Source organism: Stenotrophomonas sp. PD6, from assembly GCF_049199305.1.
GTDB lineage: Bacteria > Pseudomonadota > Gammaproteobacteria > Xanthomonadales > Xanthomonadaceae > Stenotrophomonas.
In genome coordinates this window covers 109,425-131,284 of record NZ_JBLZQD010000002.1, presented here as the reverse complement: position 1 = coordinate 131,284, position 21,860 = coordinate 109,425, and the positions used below count along the sequence as shown (strand labels likewise).

Genomic DNA, 21,860 nt, shown 5'->3' with positions numbered 1-21,860 from the left:
GATCAACGGTCGGGCCCTACCGGGATTCGACCGCCGGTAGAGCCACCCCATGGGTGGCTGCGCGGTGCCGGTTCCGCTGGTAGAGCCACCCCATGGGTGGCTGCGCGGTGCCGGTTTCGCCGGTAGAGCCACCCCATGGGTGGCTGCGCGGTGCCGGAACGAAGAACAGCCACCCATGGGGTGGCTCTACGGCGCCGCTGGCGCCTCCGCGCCCCACGGCGCGGGCGGCAACGCCACCGGCTTGCTCAGGTCGAACACCACCTGGAACCTGCGGCCGTCCGGGCGGGTGAGTTCGTAGACGAAGCGCTCGTCGGGAACGACCTCCATCGCCCAGGTATTGCGCACCGACACGTCCATACCGGCCTTGCGGAACATCGCCACCGAATCGGCATCAGCCGGGAACGACTGCCGCTGGGCGGTTCCCGGCGGCACACTGTCGCCGCCATACATCGTCACCGCATCGGGGCTGCCATCTTCATGGCGATGGTCGTGCTTGAGGCGTAGACCGGTATCGGTGCGGCTCAACACCCAGGTGCGCGAGTGGTCGTCGCCCACATGGAACGGAATGCGCACTGTATGCGACGTGTCACCGCATCCCCGTACGTGCATGACCAGCCGCTTGCCATCGAACGGATCGGGCGCATTGCTGCGCGGTTCGTTGACCGCGATGTGGCCCTCGAACGCCTTGCCGCAATGCGCGGCAACCGCGGCGAGGAACGCATCGGCCGGTGCCGTCGACACATCGTGCGCGACGGAGTCACGCTGGCCGCCGCATGCGGCGAGGATTACAGCAGCCGCGAGCGGCACAAGCTTGAATACAGTCATGTGGCCACCCTAGCCCGCATGCACGCACAGCGCAAATTCGCTTGGTCGTGCGTCCACGCGCACGGCACACGCAGCCACGCAGAGACCTTGCTCCACTACACGGGGTTTATTGCGACTGTGTTAGGGTCGTTGTCGTGACCGGTTCGCCTTCCCCACGAAGGTCGCACGCGTGTTGCGGCTGACCGCCCTGCTCACAGGCGTAGCGCTGCTGTTAACCGGCAGCGGGCTTCTGGGCACCCTGCTGGCGGTGAGCGGCGGTGAAGCCGGCTTTGGTGCCGGCACGTTGGGCCTGGTGATGTCCGGCTATTTTGCCGGGTTCTTCATGGGCACCTTCTTCGCTCCGTCGCTGATCGGCCGCATCGGGCATATCCGTGCGTTCGCCTTCTTTGCCGCCCTCGCCGCCATTGCGGTGCTGCTGCATCCGCTGTGGCTCAACGCCTGGCTGTGGGGGCTGCTGCGCATCGTCACCGGCATCGCGCTGGTCGGCCTGTACACGGTGATCGAAAGCTGGCTCAACGCCGAGCCGGACCCACGCCAGCGCAGCCGCGCGTTCTCGCTGTACATGGTGGTCAATCTTTCTGCGCTGGCACTCGGCCAGATCCTGCTGATGGTGAGCAATGCGCCGGCCATGTCGATGTTCATGCTCATCGCCATGCTGGTCTGCGCGGCGGTGCTGCCCATTACCGCCACCCGCCTGACGCCACCGGAAGTGCCCTCGGTGCCGCGCCTGAAACTCGCGCGCCTGTATGCCATGGCGCCGGTGGCCACCGTTGCCGCCGGCCTGTCCGGCCTGGCCATGGGCGCGTTCTGGGGCCTGCTGCCGGTGTATGCCGGCGAGGTGGGACTGAACGACGACGGCGTGGCCCGCTTCATGCTCACCGCCATTGCCGGCGGCGCGCTGCTGCAGTGGCCGCTGGGTCATATCAGCGATGGCCACGACCGCCGCATTGGGCTGGTGGCGCTGTGCCTGGCCGCTGCCGGCATCGCAGTGGTCGCCGCGCTGCCGATGATCCAACTGCAGACCCACCTGCTGTTCGGGCTGTTCTTCTTCTATGGCGGCCTGGCCTTCGCGCTGTATCCGTTTGCGGTGGCGCACATGCTCGATTACCTGCCGCGCCAGGATCTGCTCTCGGGCTGTTCCAGCCTGCTGCTGGTGCATGGCGTGGGCGCGGCGATTGGCCCGGCGCTGGCCGGCGCGGCCATGCAGCAGTTCGGCCCGGCCGCCCTGCCCCTGTACTTCGCCGCCGTGCTGGGCGTGCTTGCGCTGTTCACCACCGCGCGCCTGCTCAGCTTCGCGCGCCTGCGCACGCACCCCGTGGTGTTCCGGCTGATGCTGCGCACGACGCCTGCGGCGCTGGAACTGATGCCGGAAACCGATGTCGCCGCGCCACCGGACACCCCCCCTCCCTCACCCAACGACTCCGATAAGGAAGTGCATTGACTGTTTCGACACCCACCACGCCCACCTCACCCCGCACGCCGGCGGCTCCCCCGGCCCAGCAACTGATTCTCGCCACCGACCTGGATGGCACCTTTCTCGCCGGCGACGCCGCCGCGCGCCACCGCCTGTACCGGCTGGTCGACCAGCACCCCGGTATCCGCCTGATCTTCATCACCGGCCGCGGCCTGGAAGCGGTGATGCCGCTGCTCTCCGATCCCGCCATTCCGCGCCCCGACTACGTGGTCTGCGACGTCGGCGCGACCGTGGTCGATGGCCATACCCTGCAGCCGTTGCAGCCCCTGCAGTCGATGATCGACGCGCACTGGCCCGGCGAGCAGGTGGTCGCCGCCGCGATGCGGCCATTCACCGCACTGCAGCGCCAGGACGTACCGCAGGAACGTCGCTGCTCGTACTTCTGCGATCCCGCTACGCTGGCGCCGCTGCGCTCGCAGATCCAGGCCGCCGCGCAGGCGCTCGGCTGCGACGTGCTGTATTCGGCCGACCGCTACCTGGACATCCTGCCGCCGGACACCGACAAGGGCCGCACGCTGGCCGCGCTCGCGCGCCTGCTGGACCTGCCACGCGAACGCATCCTGGTGGCGGGCGACACCCTCAACGATCTGTCGATGTACACCGCCGGCTTCCGGGGCGTGTGCGTGGGCGATTCCGAGCCGGCGCTCACCGCCGCGACCGCCACGCTGAAGCACACCTTCCATGCGCAGGCGCCCGGCTGTGGCGGCATTCTCGAGGCGATCGAACACTTCGGCCTGCTGGCCGCCGATGACGCCTGGCTGCAGCCCCCGGCGCAGGCGCGCGCGGAAGGCGCCGACCTGGTGATGGTGTACCACCGCCTGCCCTTCGACGAGGTCATGGAAGATGGCGTGCTGGTGCAGCGCCCGCCGCGCTCGCCCAACGGCATCATTCCCTCGCTGCTGAGCTTCTTCGACGGCGGCCAGAAGGGCTCCTGGGTGGCGTGGGGCATCGACGATCCCAAGCGCGGGCCGTTCCAGACCCACCTGGCGGTGGACGCCGAACGCTATCCCACCCTGACCGCCGCGCGCGTGCCGCTCACCCGGCAGGACGTGGACATCTTCTACAAGCGCTTCTCCAAGGAAGCGTTCTGGCCGATGCTGCATGCGTTCTGGGAACGCGCGCGCTTCCGCGAAGACGACTGGCAGGTGTTCCTCAAGGTCAACCGGCGGTTCGCCGAGGCCACCGCTGCGGAAGCCGCGCATGGGGCCACGGTGTGGATCCACGATTACAACCTGTGGATGGTGCCGGGCACGCTGCGAGAGCTGCGCCCGGACCTGAAGATCGCCTTCTTCCATCACACCTACTTCCCTTCGGCCGACGTGTTCAACGTGGTGCCGTGGCGCCGCGAGATCATCGGCAGCCTGCTCAGCTGCGACTACATCGGCTTCCACATCCCGCGCCAGGTGGAGAACTTCGTCGACGTGGTGCGCGGGGCAATGCCGGCCGAACGGCTGGCCTGGGAGAGCTGCGCGCCGCGCTTCCTCACTTACGGCTGTGCGGTGGGCCTGGACACGATGACCACGCGGTTGCGCGTGGGCGATCGTGAAGTGGCGCTGGGCGCGCACCCGGTGGGCACCGACCTGCGCCGCATCCACGACGTCCTCGCCCGCCCCGGCGTGCGCAATGACATCTTCAAGCTGCGCCGCGAGATCGGCGCGCGCAAGCTGGTGCTGTCGGTGGAGCGGCTGGACTACACTAAGGGCACGCTGGCCAAGCTGGAGGCCTTCGAGCGCCTGCTGGAGCAGCATCCGGACCGTCAGGGCAAGGTCACCCTGCTGATGGTGTGCGTGCCGGCCGCGCGCGAGATGACGGTGTATCGCACGCTGCAGAACCAGATCGAACAGGCGGTGGGCCGTATCAACGGGCGCTTCTCACGCCTGGACTGGACGCCGGTGCGCTTCTTCGCCCAGGCGCTGCCGTTCGAGGAGGTCGTGGCGCATTACGCGGCCGCGCAGGTGATGTGGATCACGCCGTTGCGCGATGGCCTGAATCTGGTGGCCAAGGAGTTCGTCGCTACCCATGGCATCGAAGGCAGCAGCGGCGTGCTGGTGCTGAGCGAGTTCGCCGGCGCGGCCGCCGAGCTCAAGGGCGCGGTGCTGACCAATCCGCACGATCCGGCCGACCTCACCGCCGGCCTGCTGCAGGCGTTGTCGATGCCCGACGAAGAGGCCAGCGGGCGCATGCGGCAGCTGTTTGGCACGGTCGAGTACCACGACGTCAACCGCTGGGGGCAGGAGTTCCTGGCCGCGGTGAAGGACACCGGAAACCCTGTGTAACCGCGCGCCACGCGCGATTGCGCATGGAGCGTAGAGCCACCCCATGGGTGGCTGCGCGGTCCCGGCCGTAGAGCCTCCCCATGGGTGGCTGCGCGGTCCCGGCCGTAGAGCCTCCCCATGGGTGGCTGCGTGGCGCCTGACGAAGAACAGCCACCCACGGGGTGGCTCTACGCGGGTGCATCACCCTCGGATCAACCTCTCCGCAATCGCCGCCACCTGCCGTAGCACGTCATTGCGCCCGGCATCCTCCATTGGCGCGCCCTGCAGGTAACTGGTCAGCACCCACGGCGTGCCGCCAGCCAAGGGCCACAACACGGCGATGTCGTTGGTGGTGTCCTTGCCGTTGCTGCCGGTCTTGTCGCCCACCCGCCACGCCGGCGACAGCCCGGCGCGCAGGCGCTCGTCGCCGGTTTCGTTGTCGATCAGCCAGTCGGCCAACTGCAGCCGCGACGCCGGCGCCAGCACGTCGCCCAGCACGAACCGCTGCAGGCTGGCCGCCATCGCGGCGGGGCTGGTGGTGTCGCGTGGATCGCCTGGCGCGAACCGGTTCATCTCCGGCTCCAAGCGGTCGTTGCGCGTCACCGCATCGCCGCTCCGGCGCAGGAACGCGGTCACGCCCGCCGGCCCCCCGGCCACGCCCAGCAGCAGATTCGCGGCCGAATTGTCGCTGGTAACCAGCGTTGCCCGGCACAGGTCGCGCACGGTCATGTCCCGGCCCACGTGGCGCCGCGTCACCGGCGCGTGCGCCAGCATGTCCCGCTCGCTCACCGGCAGGCGCCGATCCAGCGAGAGCGTGCCGCGGTCGGCCAGCTGCAGCACCGTCGCCGACAGCGCCACTTTGAAGGTGCTGCACATGGGGAACAGCTCGTCCTGCCGGTGGCCGACGCGCTGGCCGGTGGCGGTGTTGAGCAGGGTCACGCCGAGGCGACCGCCGCTGGCTTTTTCCAGCGCCGCGAAGTCGGCCGCCTGGGGCCTGGCGTCGGCCAGCGTGGTGGGCGGCGCCTTGGCCAGCACGCTGGCGGCCAGTGCGGAGGCGGCGGCGGCACCGGACCACTGCAGGAATTGACGGCGGGCAAGCATGGGCAGTTCCTTGTTGGGCAGGGCTGAAGTATCGGCACGCCGCCAGCGCCGGCACCAGCGCGTATTTTCGGGGAGAGGCATGAGTGCTGCTCATGCCTGCTCCAGTAGGGCCGGGCAACGCCCGGCGCTACCGCCCGCGCATTCGCTGCGGCCCGGCTGCGCCGACCCACCCGGGTTGGCGGTAGGATTGCCAGGGCCCACCCACGGCCGGCGCCGCCGGACCCATCAGGAATCCTCACCCCTCGCCATGCTCCGCCCCCAGCTACCCCTCAACGCGCTGCGTGCCTTCGAGGCCGCCGCCCGCCACCAGAACTTCACCCGTGCCGCGCTCGAGCTGTGCGTGAGCCAGGCCGCGCTGAGCCACCAGATCCGGGGCCTGGAGGAGCGGCTGGGCGCGGTGCTGTTCCACCGGCTGCCGCGCGGGGTCGCCCTCACCGACGAGGGCGCGCGGCTGTATCCGGTGCTCAACGACGCCTTCGACCGCATCGCGGTGAGCCTGGACCGCTTCGTCGGCGGGCATTTCCGCGAGGTGCTCGGGGTGGGTGTGGTCGGCACGTTCGCCACCGGCTGGCTGCTGCCGCGGCTGGCCGACTTCAACGCGCGGCACCCGGATATCGAACTGCGCCTGCAGACCCACAACAATCGCATCGACCTGGCCGGCGAAGGGCTGGACCTGGCCATCCGCTTCGGCGATGGCGACTGGCAGGGGCAGGTGAGCACGCCGGTGCTGGCCGCTCCGTTTGCGCCGGTATGCGCACCGGCGTTGGCGCGTTCGTTGCGGCAGCCGCGCGACCTGGCCAGCGTGGCACTGCTGCGCTCGTACCGCAGCGACGAGTGGCCGCAGTGGCTGCAGGCCGCCGGCGTCGGCGAACTGGAGGCGCGCGGCCCGGTGTTCGATTCGTCGTTGACCCTGGCCAGTGCGGCGGCGGCAGGGGCCGGCGTGGCGCTGCTGCCGTTGAAGATGTTCGAGCAGGACCTGGCGCATGGTCGGTTGGTGCAGCCGTTTGCGCAGACGCTGGCGTTGGGCAGTTACTGGCTGACGCGGTTGCGGTCACGCGCCGAGAGCGATGCGGCGAAACGGTTCCGCGAATGGCTGCAGCGCCAGGACGGGTAACGCGTCCGCGCCACGGCGCGTAGAGCCACCCCATGGGTGGCTTCGCGGTGCCGGAACGGAGAACAGCCACCCATGGGGTGGCTCTACACGTGTTGTGGCGTTACGCCATCAGCTCCATCCAGCTCGCTTCCGCCTTTTCCAGCAGCTGCGCGGTGGCTTCGCGGTCGCGGCCGAGCACCGCCATGCGGGTGGCGTCGGCGTAGTTGGCCGGGTCGGCCAGCTGGCGATCCAGCTCGGCCAGCTGGCCTTCCAGCGTGTTGACCTTGGCCTCGGCGGCGGCCAGCTTGACCGGATTGACCGTCTTCTTCGGCGGCAGCGGCGGGGTCGGCGGCGCCGGCACCGGGGCGGCGGCGGCCATCTTCTGCTTGGTACCCTGCGCGGCCGGGCGCGAACGCAGCCACGCCGCGTACTCGTCCAGGTCGCCGTCGAACGGCTCGACCACACCGTCGGCAACTCGCCAGAAGGTGTCGCAGACCAGACCGATCAGGTGGCGGTCGTGCGAAACCATCACGATCGCGCCTTCGAAGGTCGCCAACGCTTCGGCCAGCGCTTCGCGCATTTCCAGGTCAAGGTGGTTGGTCGGTTCGTCGAGCAGCAGCACGTTCGGCTGCTGCCAGGCGATCATCGCCAGCGCCAGGCGCGCGCGCTCGCCGCCGGAGAAGCCATCCACCGGCTCGAACGCACGGTCGCCCGCGAAGTTCCACTTGCCGAGGAAATCGCGGAACGCCTGGTTGTTGCCATCCGGGGAAATGTCCCGGAAGTGATCCATCGGCGACTGCCCTTCATGCAGGGACTCCACCGTGTGCTGGGCGAAGTAGCCGATGCGCAGGTCCGGGTGCGCCGAGCGCTCGCCGGCCACCGGGTCCAGCTCACCCACCAGCGTCCGCACCAGCGTCGTCTTACCCGCGCCGTTCGGACCGAGCAGGCCAATGCGCTGGCCGGCTTCCAGGCCGAAGCCCACGTTGTGCAGGATCACCGCATCCGGGCTGTAGCCGGCCTCCACATCGTTGAGTCGGATCAGCGAGAACGGCAGCTTGGACGGCGGCGCGAACTCGATGCGGAACTCGCGCTCCGCACGCACCGCCTCGGTACCGGTCAGCTTGGCCAGGCGCTTCATGCGGCTCTGCGCCTGGGTGGCCTTGCTGGCCAGTGCCTTGAAGCGGTCGATGAAGCTCTGCAGGTGGGCGCGCTCGGCCTGTTCCTTGTCGTGCGCGATCTGCTGCTGGCGCAGCTGTTCGGCGCGCTGGCGCTCGAAATCGGTGTAGCCGCCCGGGTACAGCTTGGCGCCGCCGCCATGCAGGTGCAGCGTGTGGGTGGCCACGTTGTCCAGGAACTCGCGGTCATGCGAGATCAGCAGCAGCGTGCCCGGGTACTTGAGCAGCCACTGTTCCAGCCAGAACACCGCGTCCAGGTCGAGATGGTTGGTCGGTTCGTCGAGCAGCAGCAGGTCGCTGGGCATCATCAGCGCGCGCGCCAGGTTCAGTCGCGCGCGCCAGCCGCCGGAGAACGTCGCCACCGGCCGCGAATGGGTGTCGGACGGGAAGCCCAGGCCGTGCAGCAGCTTGCCCGCGCGGGACTCGGCATCGTACGCGCCGATCTCGGCCATTTTCTGGTGGGCATTGGCCACCGCTTCCCAGTCCTCGCGCGCGGTCGCCTCGGCTTCCTCGCGCATCACGGCGGCCACTTCGGTGTCGCCTTCCAGCACGAACTGCAATGCCGGGTCCTGCAGCGCCGGGGTTTCCTGGGCCACGCTGGCAATGCGGATCTTGCCGGGCAGGTCGACATCGCCCTTGTCGGCTTCCAGTTCGCCCTGCACGGCCGCGAACAGGCTGGACTTGCCGGCCCCGTTGCGGCCGACCACGCCCACGCGGTAGCCCGCATGCAGGGTCAGGTCGACGTTGGACAACAGCAGCCGCTCGCCGCGGCGCAAGGCGAAGTTACGAAGGGAGATCATTGGGGGAGTCCATATAACGGAATGGAATGTGCTGGTAAGCACCTTTCCTGCGACGCAATTCTAGCGTTAACGAATACTTGACGCGCCCCGGGATGCGCGGCACGGCTCGTTCTCTCTCCCACGACCCCTGCCTGCGCCCTCCCCGGGACCCTACTGGCGGATCGGCCGAAATCTCCTAAATTGTTGCTTTTGCAACGGTTTTTGTCGGAATCGCCGATTTGACAACACGTAAAACTTCCGTTAATCCGTTCATTGCGCACCGCAACACCCGCCCTCGCAGACCCGCCTTACCGCAGTCGTGATGTCGCCTCGGTGCCACCTCGTCCCAACCGGAGCCGCATCCTGATGAACCGCAAGACCACTACGCTCGCCGCCGCCGTCGCCGTCGTCCTCGGGGCCCCCGCGTTCGCGGCCGCCGCCCAGGACGCCCCGGCGCGGGCCACCGCCAACACCCTGGACACCGTGATCGTCACCGGCACCCGCGTCGCCGACCGGACCGTGGCCGAGTCGCAGTCCCCGATCGACATCATCACCCCCGAGGCCCTGCAGTCCACCGGCACCACCGAGCTGGCCACCGCGCTGTCGCGCGCCCTGCCCTCGCTGAACTTCCCGCGGCCGGCGCTGACCGACGGCACCAGCGGCATCCGCCCGGCCCAGCTGCGCGGTCTCTCCCCGGACCAGGTGCTGGTGCTGGTGAACGGCAAGCGCCGCCACACCTCGGCCCAGATCAACGTCAACGGCAGCATCGGCCGCGGTTCCTCGGCGGTGGACATCAACGCCATTCCGATCGCGTCCATCGAGCGGGTCGAAGTGCTGCGCGACGGCGCCTCGGCGCAGTACGGCTCGGACGCCATCGCCGGCGTGATCAACATCGTGCTCAAGGGCTCCTCGGCCGGCGGCAGCCTGGCGCTGGACGCGGGCCAGTACTCGGCCGGTGACGGCAACAAGTACCAGCTCTCCGGCGATACCGGCATCGGCTTCGCCGACGGTCGCGGCAGCGTGCATGTGGCCGGCCAGATCAGCCAACAGGACGAGACCAACCGCGCCGGCCCCTACCAGGGCACCACGCCCAACACCGGCAACTTCCCCAACGTGGGCCAGACCACCTTCGTGGTCGGCGACCCGCAGGTGGACGCCACCGCCGCCTCGGCCAACGCCAGCTTCCAGTTCAGCGACCACGTCTCGGCCTATGCCACCGCACTGGCCAGCAACCGTGACATCACCTCGTTCGCGTTCTACCGCTCGCGCACCAACAGCGGCCAGGGCGCGCTGCTGGCCCAGACCTACCCCGACGGCTTCGTGCCGCAGATCAACCAGTATTCCAAGGACCGCTCGTTGGTGGCCGGGGTCAAGGGTGATACCGAAAGCGGCTGGACCTGGGACGTGAGCTACAACCACGGCTCCAACAAGATCGACTTCCACACCCGCAACAGCATCAACTACTCGCTGGGCGTGACCAGCCCGCGCTCGTTCTACGCCGGCGCGCTGGAATACACCCAGGACATCGGCAACGTGGACATCACCAAGCAGCTGGACTGGGGCTTGGCCTACCCGGTCACGCTGTCCTTCGGCGGTGAGTACCGCCGCGAGAAGTGGGAGCAGAGTGCAGGCGAACCGAATTCCTATTTCGGCAGCGGCTCGCAGGGCTTCGGCGGCTTCACCCCGCTCAACGCCGTCGACGCCGACCGCGACAACTACGCCGTCTATGCCGGCCTGGAAGCGGACCTGACCGACAAGTTCTCCGCCGGCGTCACCGGCCGCTACGAGGACTACTCGGACTTCGGCGACAAGTTCTCCGGCAAGCTGTCGGCGCGTTACGCGTTCACCGACAAGGTCGCCCTGCGCGCCACCGCCTCGTCCGGCTTCCGCGCGCCGTCGTTGGCCCAGCAGAGCTACCAGGCCGTCACCAGCACCATCGTCAATGGCGTGTTCGTCGAACGCGGCACCTTCCCCACCACCAGCGCCGCCGCGCAGGCACTGGGCGCCAGCCCGCTGAAGGCGGAAAGCTCCACCTCCTACAGCGTGGGCCTGGTGCTGCAGCCGATCGACCGCCTGTACCTGACCGTGGATGCGTACCAGATCGACATCGACGACCGCATCATCCTGTCCACCAACATCACCACCAACGCGGCCACCAACTCGCTGCTGTCCGGGCTGGGTCTGCCGGGCGTCACCGCGTTCTCGTACTTCACCAACGGCGTGGACACCCGCACCCGCGGCGTGGACGCGGTCTCCAGCTACACCATCCCCTTCAGCGCGAGCTCGCTGGAGCTGACGGCGGCTTACAGCTACAACGACACCGAAGTGAAGAAGTTCATCGCCTCGCCGGCGGTGTTCGGCTCGCTGGGGCTGACCCAGTCGCTGATCGGCCGCGATGAGGTGGGTCGCATCGAAGACAGCTACCCGCGCAACAAGACCATCCTCAGCGGCACCTGGCGCTCGGACCGCTGGGACCTGAGCCTGGCCGCCACCCGCTATGGCAGCTTCACGGTGCGCAATTCGGCCACCGCGCTGCGCGACCAGACCTACGACGCCTCGTGGGTGCTCGACGCCTCGGTGGCCTACAAGCCCAGCGAGAACTGGACCCTCACCCTGGGTGCGGACAACCTGCTGGACGAATACCCGGACCGCACCGTGGACCTGCAGAACTCCACCTGGGGCATGCTGCCGTACAGCAACTACTCGCCGTACGGCTTCAACGGCGCCTACGTCTACGGCCGCGTGACCTACAAGTGGTGATCCGCCGGGGCCGGCCGTTGGCCGGCCCCAGGTGAATTCTGCACGGCAGGCATGGCTGCCTGTCGTGTTTGCCCCGATCGCGTGCGTATCTCCGCCCATTTTGCCGCAGGGCAACCCATTGGCTTTCGGCCCGTGCCATGATCGAGACATGAATCATGGAGCCGTCCAATGACAATTCCCAATAGCGCGCGCCGACGTGTGGTTTCTGCACTCGCGTGGGCAACGTTGGCGGCCGTCCCGCTTTCCGGGTGTGCAGGAGATCACGTGAAGCCGAGCTATTCCAAGTCAAGCCTTGAACCCATCATCGTCACCAGAGTGTCCGACACGACGCTTCAAGTGCAGTTTCATGATCCGCTTGAGAGCATGTACTACGCCGCTGGAATCAGCTACGTCGTAGAGTCGGACGTCATGAGAATCGTCATCGACCGGTGCCCGATTACAGGTGAATGCACCACTATGCTGCGTCGTCACGTTGTGCCTGGGCCGCCTAAACCTGCGGTGCAGGACATTCCCCTGCTGGCACCGCGCGTTGTAATGGTGTTCGCCGACGGCGAAGAACAGATTTTTCCATAAGGGTGCCACATGACCGACAAGGTAGTCCTCGGCATCCACAGCCACGTAGATCCCCACACGCAGGGCTCGTTCAATCAGTTCGTTGACGGCCATGCCTGGATTTCAGTCACCCGCAACGGCGATACCCAGTATTACGGCCTGTGGCCAGACGAGCATCCGCTGGTCGAAAACAACGGACCGGGAACCGACATCCGCGTAGGAATGGAGGCGGGATCAAAAGCGTCGGCATCACGCTATTACGAATTGACTCCAGAACAGGTCCAGAAGCTCGACAAGGCACTTGGCGAGAACGTTGAATGGGGTTACACCAATACGTGCGCATCATGGTCGACGGCCACAGTGACGAAGGTGACCGGGCAGAAACTGGATGCCGGCGAGTTGATGTTCACTGACACGCCTCGGGAGCTGATCGACGCGATCCGCAAAGCAGAGCGCATTCAGCCGACGACTCCTTCACACCCCCAGCCGCCACCGGATCCGAAACAACAGGGCTCAAGTGGGCAGTCGCTAAGCGATGCCTCGACGACGCTTCACCGGCAGGCCATTGAAGGCGTCACCAGGCTGGACGCGAGTCTCGGGCGCGAACCGGATGAATCGAGTCACCGCATGGCGGCCAGTCTGGCGCACCTGGCAAGGGACCAGGGAATGGAGCGGATCGACCATGTCGTGTTGGGCACTCCAACCGGCCAGTCCGCGAACGCGCAGAACGTCTTCGTCGTCCAAGGGGCTCTGGACGATCCCGCGCACCGACGGGCGCACATGGACGTCAGTGCTGCGTTGCGCCCAACGGTGGATGAATCGATCCAGAAGCTCCAGCAGGCCGACCACAGGCTGGCAGCAGCGCAGGCCGTCGAACCCTCACAGGCGCTGGACGAGGTTCAGCACCGGAGGAACGTTTGATCCCCGCCCGCCTCAGCAGGTAGACCCAAGGGCACTCGACAACGCTCAGTTTGCCGGAATTGGCCGCATCGGTGAAAATCGGGGCATCCCCCAATCTGCGAGCCCCGATGCACCATGACACCGACCTGATCAACATCGTTGCCGTTGGCCTGGGGCTCGCCTTCATCTTCGGCGCGCTGGCCAACAAGCTGCGTTTGTCTCCGCTGGTCGGTTACCTGGTTGCGGGCATCTGCGTAGGACCTTACACACCCGGCTTCGTCGCCGATGGCGCGCTGGCCAACCAGCTGGCCGAACTGGGCGTCATGCTGCTGATGTTCGGCGTGGGCCTGCACTTCTCGTTGAAAGACCTGATGGCGGTGAAGGCCATCGCCATCCCCGGCGCGGTCGGCCAGATCGTGGTCGCCACCCTGCTGGGCTGGGGCCTGGCCGCGTTGATGGGCTGGCCGGTGATCCATGGCGTGGTGTTCGGCTTCGCGCTCGCCACCGCCAGTACCGTGGTGCTGCTGCGTGCGATGGAAGAACGCCGCCTGCTCGATACCCAGCGCGGCAAGATCGCGGTGGGCTGGTTGATCGTCGAAGACCTGGCCTGTGTGCTCGCCCTGGTGATGATGCCGGTGCTGGCCGGCGTGTTCGGTCCGGACGCGGCCAATGAAACCCACACCATCGGCAGCGTACTGGCCAGCATCGGCTGGACGTTCGTGCAGCTGGGCCTGTTCGTGGCGGTAATGCTGGTGGTCGGCCGGCGGGTGATTCCGTGGATCCTGGAGCGCATCGCAGGCACCGGTTCGCGCGAGCTGTTCACGCTGGCGGTGCTGGCCATCGCGCTGGGCGTGGCGTTCGGCTCGGCGATGCTGTTCGGCGTCTCGTTCGCGCTGGGCGCGTTCTTCGCCGGCATGCTGCTCAACGAATCCGAGCTCAGCCACAAGGCGGCCAGCGACTCGCTGCCGCTGCGCGACGCGTTCGCGGTGTTGTTCTTCGTCTCGGTCGGCATGCTGTTCAACCCCACCATCCTGATCGAGCACCCGTGGCAGGTACTGGCCACCGCCGCGATCATCATGTTCGGCAAGTCCGCGGCGGCGTTCGTCATCGTGCGCGCCTTCGGCCATCCCAACGGCACCGCATTGACCATCTCCGCCAGCCTGGCGCAGATCGGCGAGTTCGCCTTCATCATTGCCGGCCTGGGCGTGTCGCTGAAGATCCTGCCGCCCACCGGGCAGGCACTGGTGCTGGCCGGCGCGCTGATTTCGATCATGCTCAACCCGGTGGTGTTCGGCCTGCTCGACCGCTGGCTGCTCAAGCACCAGCAGACCGCTCCGGCCACGGTGGAGACCGAACTGCCGCCCGGGCCGTCGCTGGACCTGCACGACCACGCCATCGTGATCGGCTTCGGCCGGGTCGGCAGTGCGCTGGCGCAGGTGCTGCGCGATCGCGGCGTGCCGGTGCTGATCATCGATGACAACAAGGAACACGTTGCCGAGGCGCATGCAGCCGGCCTGCCCGGCATTCGTGGCAGCGCCGCCTCCGACCGCGTGCTGGCCGAGGCCCATCCCGAACGCGCCAAGATCGCGGTGCTGGCCATTCCGCAGCCGCTGGAGGCCGGCGAGACGCTGGCCAAGCTGCGCGCGATCAATCCCGGGCTGACCCTGCTCGCCCGCGCGCACAGCGATGCCGAAGTGAAGCACCTGCTGGCGCATGGCGCCGATGGCACGGTGATGGCCGAGCGCGAACTGGCGTACTCGCTGGCCGAGATGGTGATGGCCACGCCGCCGTACCGGACACTGGGCAAGCACACCATTCCGGTGGTGTGAACCGAAAATTGCAACGGCTCCTATGGGAGCCGTTGTCGTATCGCTGCACCCTGCAGGCTGTCCCCAGCAGCGCGGTGCCCGATGCCCATCGACAACATCAGCCATACCCGCCGGGTGCAGGGTCGCTTCACCAACCGCCTGGGCGAACGCCTGCCTGCGGCCGCCGAGGCCCACCGGCCGCAGCTGCGTCCCCTCGCCCAGGCCATCCGCATCGGCAATGCCCACCCGCTGGTCACTGCGGCCCTGATGCTGTCCGTGGTTGGGCCTGGCCGCAGCCCGCTGCCGTTGCCAGGCCGTGCGCGGGCTGGCGGGCCGCCCGGCGCTGCAGTGGCGCTGCTGCCGGGCGCAGTAGCCGCCCTGCCCCCGGCCCCGGCGTACGCCGTGGATCCCGCCGGCGACATGCTCGAGCGCCTGATCCCGGTGCGGCCGACCCTGCCCGACCCTGCGACGGGCATCGAACCCACCGCGGCGCGGCTGTCGTCGATCGGCAACGCGCTGCTCACCGCCTGCGTGGCCCGCCCGCGTCACTGCCCGCAGGCCATCCTGGCGAGCTCGGTGGCCGCGACCGCGACCGTGGCGGGCGCAGCGGTAGACACGGCGGTCGAGCTGCTGCTGCAATCTGACGGTGCCGCGGCGGCACCGGACCCGTCGATGACAGAACGTGCCGACCAGGTGTTGCACCACCTGCCGCCGCACGACAGGCAGGCCCTACTGCAGATCCTGCGCGAGTGCGGTACCGGACCCGCCTGTACCGCGCAGATCCGGGCACGGCTGCTGTCCCTGCCCCGGCCAGTGCAGGCGGCCATCGAGAACGTGCTGGAACCTGCCGTCGTTTCCACGGCGGGACCCGCCGCTGCGGGCTGGCCACCTGCGGCGCAGGCGCTGGTTCCGCCTCCACCGCAGTCCTGGCTGGACGCGGCCGTCAGCCTGCTGGAAAGCGTGTACGACGCGCCGCAGGCAGCCTATCTGCTGGACCTGCAGGAGATCGCCGACGCGACGCAGGACGCCCAGACCGATCAGCCGCGGGGCATGCGCGAACTGCTCGCCAACCAGCGCCGCCGCGCCACCATCGAGGCGCTGTTCAACGCCACCGGGCACCCGGTCGAGCGGCTGGATTTCAACATCACGGCGCACGACCTGCGCGGCGTGCCGCGTACGGCCTGGGGCCGCAACCTGCTGCTGGGCTTCGCCGGCCCCGGCGCGCCGGCGCATACGCTGATGGTGGTCGCGCACGGCGACATGACCGGTACCGACACTCATTCCAGCGGCGTACTGGACAACGGCACGGGGGTGGCCACGCTGCTGGCGCTGACCCGTGAACTGCAGGACCTGGAACTACCGCGAGGCACACGGGTGCAGTTGCTGGTCACCGATCAGGGCGAGCGCGGCATGATGGGCGCCAAGGCGCACGTGCAGCGCTGCCTCGCCCGGCGCCACTGTCCGGACGCGGTGCTCAACCTGGACATGCTCGGGCGGGGTGACGCGCTGGCGATCAGCGGTTCCGACCAGCGCCATCTCTTCAGCATGGACACGCAGCGGACCGATCAGCGCCAACCCGGCGTGGTCGACGCGCATGAAGCGCACCTTCGCCGGCTGCTGGAGCAGGCGGCCACGGATCTGGGCGTGGCGCAGCACCCGCGCCGCGCCTGGACGCAGATCTCCGACCACCTGCCCTTCCAGCGCGAGGGCATCCCCGCACTGGGCCTGACCCGGATGACCGCGTCCGAGCTGGCGGCCGAGGCGGACCTGCAGGCCACCTATGCCGAACTTCTGCGCCGCCATGCGGCCGTGGACTGGGGCCGCATGGACGACTACCTCAACGGTCGCCTCCCCCATGCCGAGCATGCGGCGATGCGTGATCGTCTTGCCGAGCACGAGGCGATCAGCCGGCGCTATCGCCGCCTCGGCGATTCCACCTATCGCGCGTCGGTCCACAACGGGTTCGACCAGCTGGACCAGATCCAGACCCGCGCCGCGATGGACACGCTCAACGTCGTACGCCACACAGTGCACGCCTGGCTGAACGACCCGGACCCGGCGCTGCCGCGGTCATAGCGGCACAGGTAGCCGTTCACTACGGCATGGGCGCGGCGTGCACCGGCACGCAGATATCGGCGCGCAGGATGGCCTCGGGCACTTCTTCCGGATCGTCCAGGTAGTGGTAGTACAGCGGCGCGTCGCGCAGCGTGCAGCCGCTCTCGCCCAGCCACTGGCGCAGCAACGCGTCGGTGGCGGCTTCCAGCCCCGCGAAGCTGCCCACATGGCGCAGCACTGCGTAGTCACCGCCGCCCAGGCGCAGCGGGCGCAGCGGCGCCGGCACCGCGTCCAGCGCGCGGCCGAAGCCCATGCCGCAGTCGAACTCGCACGCGTCGGCGGCTACGTCGCGATGATCATTGAGCGCGATGCCGATCAGTGCCTGCAGCTGCTCGGCCATGCCCTCGGCGGCCGCCCATGCGTAGACCTCACCGAATGCCTGGTCGAGATCGTCGAAGGCGCCGCGGGTGCGCAGCACCACCACGTCGAACGGTTCCAGCGCGGTCACCTTCACCTGCAGCGGCACGCTGTCATCGCGGTCATCCCCGGCGGGCAGCGACAACCGCTGCTGCCAGTGCATGCGCAACGTCGCGTCGTCACGCAGTTCCGTCGGCGTGGCGGCCATTGCCTGGCGGCACGCCCGCGCCAGCGCCTGCGGGCTTTCGAAGCCCACCTCCAGCGCGACCTCAGTGACCCGGCTGTCCGCCTGCGCCAGCAGTTGCAGTGCGCGCAACAGGCGCAGCCGTGCCACGGTCCGGCCGGGGGTTTCGCCGGTCAATGCGCGGTACAGCCGGTGAAAATGGAAGGGCGACTGGTGGGCAACCGCCGCCAGCGCATCCAGGTCGGGCAGTGGCGCGCCCGTGCGCAGGCAGTCCTGCAGGTGGGCGATCACACGGTCGATGCCGTGGCGTTGGCGTAGCTGGGCAATGCGGCTCATGGCGGGCTCCAGGTCGGGGTGGCGCTCAGCATGCTTCGGCGCCTGCCATGGCGCGTGGCCGATCTTGCGCAGTCCTGGTCCGAACATACAACCCCACCCCCGGCCGGCCCGCACCGGCCAGGGGTGGGCCCCACCTCTACGCGGTTGCCAACGCCTGCTGCAGGTCTGCCAGCAGGTCGTCGATGTGTTCGATGCCGATCGACAGGCGCACGGTGTCTTCGCTGACGCCGGCCTTCTCCAGCTCGGCCGGGTCCAGCTGGCGGTGCGTGGTGGACGCCGGATGCGTGGCCAGGGATTTCGCGTCACCGAGGTTCACCAGGCGGGTGAACAGCTGCAGCGCATCCAGGAACCGCGCGCCCGCCGCGCGCCCACCCGGCAGGCCGAAGGTCAGCACGCCGGAGCCGTGCCCACGCAGGTATTTCTGCACCAGCGCGTGCTCGGGATGGTCCGGCAGCGCGGCGTAGTTCACCCACTCCACCTTGGCGTGGTCGCGCAGGAACGTCGCCACGGCCAGCGCGTTCGCGTTGATGCGATCCATGCGCAGCGCGAGGGTCTCGATGCCCTGCAGGATCAGGAAGGCGTTGAACGGCGAGATCGCCGCGCCGGTGTTGCGCAATGGCACCACCCGCGCGCGGCCGATGTAGGCCGCCGGGCCCAGCGCTTCGGTGTAGACCACGCCGTGGTAGCTCACGTCCGGCTCGTTCAGGCGGCGGAAGCGCTGCGCGTGCTCGGCCCACGGGAAGCGCCCCGAGTCGACGATCACCCCGCCCAGGCTGGTGCCGTGGCCGCCCAGGTACTTGGTCAGCGAATGCACCACGATGTCCGCGCCGAAGTCGAACGAGCGCTGCAGGTAGGGCGTGGCCACCGTGTTGTCCACGATCACCGGCACACCATGCGCGTGCGCGATCTTCGCCACCGCCTCGATGTCGGTGACATTGCCGCGCGGGTTGCCGATGGATTCGACGAACACCGCCTTGGTGCGCTCGTCGATCAACGCACCGAAGGCCTCGGGGTCGTTGTAGTCGGCAAAGCGGGTCTGGATGCCGAACTGCGGCAGCGTATGCGCGAACAGGTTGTAGGTGCCGCCGTACAGCGCGTTGGAAGAGACGATGTTGTCGCCGGCCTCGGCGATGGTCTGGATCGCGTAGGTGATCGCGGCCTGGCCCGACGCCAGCGCCAACGCGCCGATGCCGCCTTCCAGCGCGGCGATCCGCTGCTCCAGCACGTCGGTGGTGGGGTTCATGATGCGGGTGTAGATGTTGCCTGGCACCTTCAGGTCGAACAGGTCCGCGCCGTGCTGGGTGTCGTCGAAAGCGTAGGCCACGGTCTGGTAGATCGGCACCGCCACCGCGCGCGTGGTGGGGTCGGGCCGGTAGCCGCCATGCACGGCAATGGTTTCCGCGCGCCAATGGGATGAGGGATCGCCGTGCTCTGACATCGTGCCTTCTCCGGTTGAACGCGGACAATACCCGACAAAAAACCCCCGCCGGAGCGGGGGGTGATGGTGATGCAGCATGGCCTGAGCACGAACGGTTATCAGCCGTTGCCGCGGCCGGGTCAGCCCTTGGCGAACAGCAGCCGGCCCTCGCCCTCGTCGACCCGGATCACATCGCCCGACACGAACTCGCCGGACAGGATCTTCTGCGCCAGCGGGTTCTCCAGCTGCGCCTGGATCGCACGCTTGAGCGGGCGGGCGCCGTAGATCGGATCGAAGCCCACGTTGCCCAGCAGCTGGAACGCGGCGTCGCTGACCTCGATGCGCAGGCCACGCTCGGCCAGGCGCTTCTCCAACCCCTGCATCTGGATGCGTGCGATCTGCTTGATCTGCGCCTTGTCCAGCGGGTGGAACACCACGATGTCGTCCAGCCGGTTGATGAACTCCGGGCGGAAATGCGCCTGCACCACGCCCATCACGGCCGCCTTCATCTGCGTGTAGGCCTCCGGGCTGTCGTCGCTGGACATGTCCTGGATCTGGTGCGAGCCCAGGTTGGAGGTCATCACGATGACGGTGTTGCGGAAGTCCACCGTGCGGCCCTGGCCGTCGGTGAGGCGACCGTCGTCGAGCACCTGCAGCAGGATGTTGAACACATCGGTATGCGCCTTCTCCACCTCGTCGAGCAGGATCAGCGAATACGGGCGCCGGCGCACGGCCTCCGTCAGGTAGCCGCCTTCTTCATAACCGACATACCCCGGCGGTGCACCGATCAGCCGCGCCACGCTGTGCTTCTCCATGAACTCGCTCATGTCGATGCGGATCATCGCGTCGCTGCTGTCGAACAGGAATTCGGCCAGCGCCTTGCACAGCTCGGTCTTGCCCACGCCGGTGGGGCCGAGGAACAGGAACGAGCCACTGGGGCGGTCGGGATCGGACAGCCCGGCGCGCGAGCGGCGCACGGCATCGGAAACGACCTTGATTGCCTCTTCCTGGCCCACCACCCGGTGGTGCAGCTCGTCTTCCATCCGCAGCAGCTTGTCGCGCTCGCCTTCCAGCATGCGGTTGACCGGAATGCCGGTCCAGCGCGACACCACTTCGGCGATTTCTTCGGCCGTGACCCGGTCCTGCACCAGCTTGAACTCGGTGTTCTCCGCTTCCTGCGCGGCGTGCAGCTGCTTCTCCAGCTGGGGCAGCTGCCCGTACTGCAGCTCGCTCATACGGCCGAAGTCCTGGCGCCGCTGCGCGGCCTCCAGCTCCAGCTTGGCCTGTTCGATCTGCTCCTTGATCTTGGTGGTGCCCTGCAGCGCGGCCTTCTCCGACTTCCAGATTTCGTCCAGGTCGGAGAATTCGCGCTCCAGCGTATCGATGTCGGCTTCCAGATCAGCCAGACGCTGGCGGGAGGCCTCGTCCTTCTCCTTCTTCAGCATCTCGCGCTGGATCTTGAGCTGGATCAGGCGACGCTCCAGGCGGTCCAGCTCCTCCGGCTTGGAATCGATCTCCATGCGGATGCGCGAGGCCGCCTCGTCCATCAGGTCGATGGCCTTGTCGGGCAGCTGGCGGTCGGCGATATAGCGGTGCGACAGCGTGGCCGCGGCCACGATGGCCGGGTCGGTGATCTCCACGCCATGGTGCACCGCATACTTTTCCTTCAGGCCGCGCAGGATCGCGATGGTGTCTTCCACGCTGGGCTCGCCCACGAACACCTTCTGGAAGCGGCGCTCCAGTGCGGCATCCTTCTCGATGTACTTGCGGTACTCGTCCAGCGTGGTCGCGCCCACGCAGTGCAGCTCGCCACGCGCCAGCGCGGGCTTGAGCATGTTGCCGGCATCCATCGCGCCATCGGCCTTGCCCGCGCCCACCATGGTGTGCAACTCGTCGATGAACAGGATGATCTGCCCCTCGCTCTTGGCCAGGTCGTTGAGCACGGCCTTGAGCCGTTCTTCGAATTCACCGCGGAACTTGGCGCCGGCGATCAGCGCGCCCATGTCCAGCGACAGCACGCGCTTGCCGCGCAGGCCTTCGGGCACCTCGTCGTTGATGATGCGCTGGGCCAGGCCTTCCACGATCGCGGTCTTGCCCACGCCCGGCTCGCCGATCAGCACCGGGTTGTTCTTGGTACGGCGCTGCAGCACCTGGATGGTGCGGCGGATTTCCTCGTCGCGGCCGATCACCGGGTCCAGCTTGCCGCTCTCGGCACGCGCGGTGAGGTCGATGGTGTATTTCTCCAGCGCCTGGCGCTGTTCTTCCGCATTTTCCGACTGCACGCTTTCCCCGCCGCGGATCTTTTCGATGGCCGCGGTGATGCGGGTCTTGTCGGCACCGGCGGCGCGCAGCGCCATGCCCAGCGTGCCGCCGTCGTCGACCGCGGCCAGCACGAACCACTCGCTGGCGATGAAGGCATCGCCATGCTGCTGGGCCAGCTTGTCGGTGTTGTTGAGCAGGCGGTTGAGGTCATTGCCGATCGACAGGTTGCCTTCCTGCCCGGATACCTTCGGCAGCGCTTCCATCGCCTCGTTGAGGCGCTCGCGCAGCACCGGCACGTTCACGCCGGCCTGGGCCAGCAGCGGCCGCGTGCTGCCGCCCTGCTGTTCCAACAACGCGGTGAAGACGTGCACCGGTTCGATGATGTTGTGGTCGCGACCCACGGCCAGCGACTGTGCGTCTGCCAGCGCCTGCTGGAAACGCGAGGTGAGCTTGTCCATTCGCATGGG

The 21,860-nt window shown here is 68.1% G+C and carries 14 protein-coding genes; 8 read left to right on the top strand and 6 right to left on the bottom strand.

Annotated features, from left to right (window positions below):
• Positions 1 to 186 precede the first annotated feature (186 nt).
• Entirely contained in the window at positions 187 to 825 is a 639-nt protein-coding gene (locus ACOZHM_RS03535) for a hypothetical protein (protein WP_421567578.1), read from the bottom strand.
• 169 nt (positions 826 to 994) lie between these two features.
• On the opposite strand from ACOZHM_RS03535, the gene ACOZHM_RS03530 reads away from it, so the two are divergent.
• On the top strand, positions 995 to 2,266 hold the full coding sequence (locus ACOZHM_RS03530) for an MFS transporter (RefSeq protein ID WP_421567577.1): 1,272 nt from the start codon (positions 995 to 997) through the stop codon (positions 2,264 to 2,266).
• 62 nt (positions 2,267 to 2,328) lie between these two features.
• The gene (ggpS, locus tag ACOZHM_RS03525; protein WP_421568097.1) at positions 2,329 to 4,575 is read left to right on the top strand and encodes a glucosylglycerol-phosphate synthase; all 2,247 of its coding nucleotides are present in this window, start codon (positions 2,329 to 2,331) and stop codon (positions 4,573 to 4,575) included.
• 180 nt (positions 4,576 to 4,755) lie between these two features.
• Here ggpS and bla read toward each other — a convergent pair whose 3' ends face one another.
• Complete coding sequence (gene bla / locus ACOZHM_RS03520; protein WP_421567576.1) at positions 4,756 to 5,655, bottom strand: class A beta-lactamase; 900 nt, start codon at positions 5,653 to 5,655, stop codon at positions 4,756 to 4,758.
• A gap of 247 nt (positions 5,656 to 5,902) precedes the next feature.
• Between bla and ACOZHM_RS03515 the strand changes: the two genes are divergently transcribed.
• Positions 5,903 to 6,769 (top strand): LysR family transcriptional regulator, encoded by an 867-nt coding sequence (locus ACOZHM_RS03515; protein ID WP_421567575.1) that lies wholly within the window; start codon positions 5,903 to 5,905, stop codon positions 6,767 to 6,769.
• 100 nt (positions 6,770 to 6,869) lie between these two features.
• Here ACOZHM_RS03515 and ACOZHM_RS03510 read toward each other — a convergent pair whose 3' ends face one another.
• Positions 6,870 to 8,723, bottom strand: a complete 1,854-nt coding sequence (locus ACOZHM_RS03510) for an ABC-F family ATP-binding cassette domain-containing protein (protein ID WP_421567574.1) — start codon at positions 8,721 to 8,723, stop codon at positions 6,870 to 6,872.
• A 345-nt stretch (positions 8,724 to 9,068) separates the two neighbouring features.
• Between ACOZHM_RS03510 and ACOZHM_RS03505 the strand changes: the two genes are divergently transcribed.
• The 5 genes from ACOZHM_RS03505 to ACOZHM_RS03485 all read left to right on the top strand — a co-directional run bounded on the left by ACOZHM_RS03505 (position 9,069) and on the right by ACOZHM_RS03485 (position 16,798).
• Positions 9,069 to 11,462 carry a TonB-dependent receptor plug domain-containing protein gene (locus ACOZHM_RS03505; protein WP_421567573.1) on the top strand — a complete coding sequence of 798 codons (2,394 nt, stop codon included), beginning with the start codon at positions 9,069 to 9,071 and terminating at the stop codon, positions 11,460 to 11,462.
• A gap of 264 nt (positions 11,463 to 11,726) precedes the next feature.
• The gene (locus ACOZHM_RS03500) at positions 11,727 to 12,035 is read left to right on the top strand and encodes a hypothetical protein (RefSeq protein WP_421567572.1); all 309 of its coding nucleotides are present in this window, start codon (positions 11,727 to 11,729) and stop codon (positions 12,033 to 12,035) included.
• A 9-nt stretch (positions 12,036 to 12,044) separates the two neighbouring features.
• Entirely contained in the window at positions 12,045 to 12,935 is an 891-nt protein-coding gene (locus ACOZHM_RS03495) for an XVIPCD domain-containing protein (protein WP_421567571.1), read from the top strand.
• A gap of 107 nt (positions 12,936 to 13,042) precedes the next feature.
• Complete coding sequence (ybaL, locus tag ACOZHM_RS03490) at positions 13,043 to 14,743, top strand: YbaL family putative K(+) efflux transporter (RefSeq protein WP_421567570.1); 1,701 nt, start codon at positions 13,043 to 13,045, stop codon at positions 14,741 to 14,743.
• Between the two features lie 81 nt (positions 14,744 to 14,824).
• Positions 14,825 to 16,798, top strand: coding sequence for a M28 family metallopeptidase (locus ACOZHM_RS03485; protein ID WP_421567569.1), 1,974 nt, complete (start codon positions 14,825 to 14,827; stop codon positions 16,796 to 16,798).
• A 19-nt stretch (positions 16,799 to 16,817) separates the two neighbouring features.
• On the opposite strand, the gene ACOZHM_RS03480 is transcribed toward ACOZHM_RS03485, so the two are convergent.
• The 3 genes from ACOZHM_RS03480 to clpB all read right to left on the bottom strand — a co-directional run bounded on the left by ACOZHM_RS03480 (position 16,818) and on the right by clpB (position 21,857).
• On the bottom strand, positions 16,818 to 17,714 hold the full coding sequence (locus ACOZHM_RS03480; RefSeq protein WP_421567568.1) for an AraC family transcriptional regulator: 897 nt from the start codon (positions 17,712 to 17,714) through the stop codon (positions 16,818 to 16,820).
• Positions 17,715 to 17,850: 136 nt separating this feature from the next.
• Positions 17,851 to 19,152 carry an O-acetylhomoserine aminocarboxypropyltransferase/cysteine synthase family protein gene (locus ACOZHM_RS03475; RefSeq protein WP_421567567.1) on the bottom strand — a complete coding sequence of 434 codons (1,302 nt, stop codon included), beginning with the start codon at positions 19,150 to 19,152 and terminating at the stop codon, positions 17,851 to 17,853.
• A 119-nt stretch (positions 19,153 to 19,271) separates the two neighbouring features.
• The gene (gene clpB / locus ACOZHM_RS03470; RefSeq protein ID WP_421567566.1) at positions 19,272 to 21,857 is read right to left on the bottom strand and encodes an ATP-dependent chaperone ClpB; all 2,586 of its coding nucleotides are present in this window, start codon (positions 21,855 to 21,857) and stop codon (positions 19,272 to 19,274) included.
• Between the last annotated feature and the right edge of the window lie 3 nt (positions 21,858 to 21,860).

Bases quoted from the DNA above. Each gene is read 5' to 3' on its own strand.
- ACOZHM_RS03515 (WP_421567575.1), top strand. From the start codon at position 5,903: ATGCTCCGCCCCCAGCTACCCCTCAACGCGCTGCGTGCCTTCGAGGCC.
- ACOZHM_RS03495 (WP_421567571.1), top strand. From the start codon at position 12,045: ATGACCGACAAGGTAGTCCTCGGCATCCACAGCCACGTAGATCCCCAC.
- ACOZHM_RS03485 (WP_421567569.1), top strand. From the start codon at position 14,825: ATGCCCATCGACAACATCAGCCATACCCGCCGGGTGCAGGGTCGCTTC.
- ACOZHM_RS03535 (WP_421567578.1), bottom strand. From the start codon at position 825: ATGACTGTATTCAAGCTTGTGCCGCTCGCGGCTGCTGTAATCCTCGCC.
- ybaL (WP_421567570.1), top strand. From the start codon at position 13,043: ATGCACCATGACACCGACCTGATCAACATCGTTGCCGTTGGCCTGGGG.
- ACOZHM_RS03475 (WP_421567567.1), bottom strand. From the start codon at position 19,152: ATGTCAGAGCACGGCGATCCCTCATCCCATTGGCGCGCGGAAACCATT.
- ACOZHM_RS03510 (WP_421567574.1), bottom strand. From the start codon at position 8,723: ATGATCTCCCTTCGTAACTTCGCCTTGCGCCGCGGCGAGCGGCTGCTG.
- clpB (WP_421567566.1), bottom strand. From the start codon at position 21,857: ATGCGAATGGACAAGCTCACCTCGCGTTTCCAGCAGGCGCTGGCAGAC.
- ACOZHM_RS03505 (WP_421567573.1), top strand. From the start codon at position 9,069: ATGAACCGCAAGACCACTACGCTCGCCGCCGCCGTCGCCGTCGTCCTC.
- ACOZHM_RS03480 (WP_421567568.1), bottom strand. From the start codon at position 17,714: ATGAGCCGCATTGCCCAGCTACGCCAACGCCACGGCATCGACCGTGTG.
- bla (WP_421567576.1), bottom strand. From the start codon at position 5,655: ATGCTTGCCCGCCGTCAATTCCTGCAGTGGTCCGGTGCCGCCGCCGCC.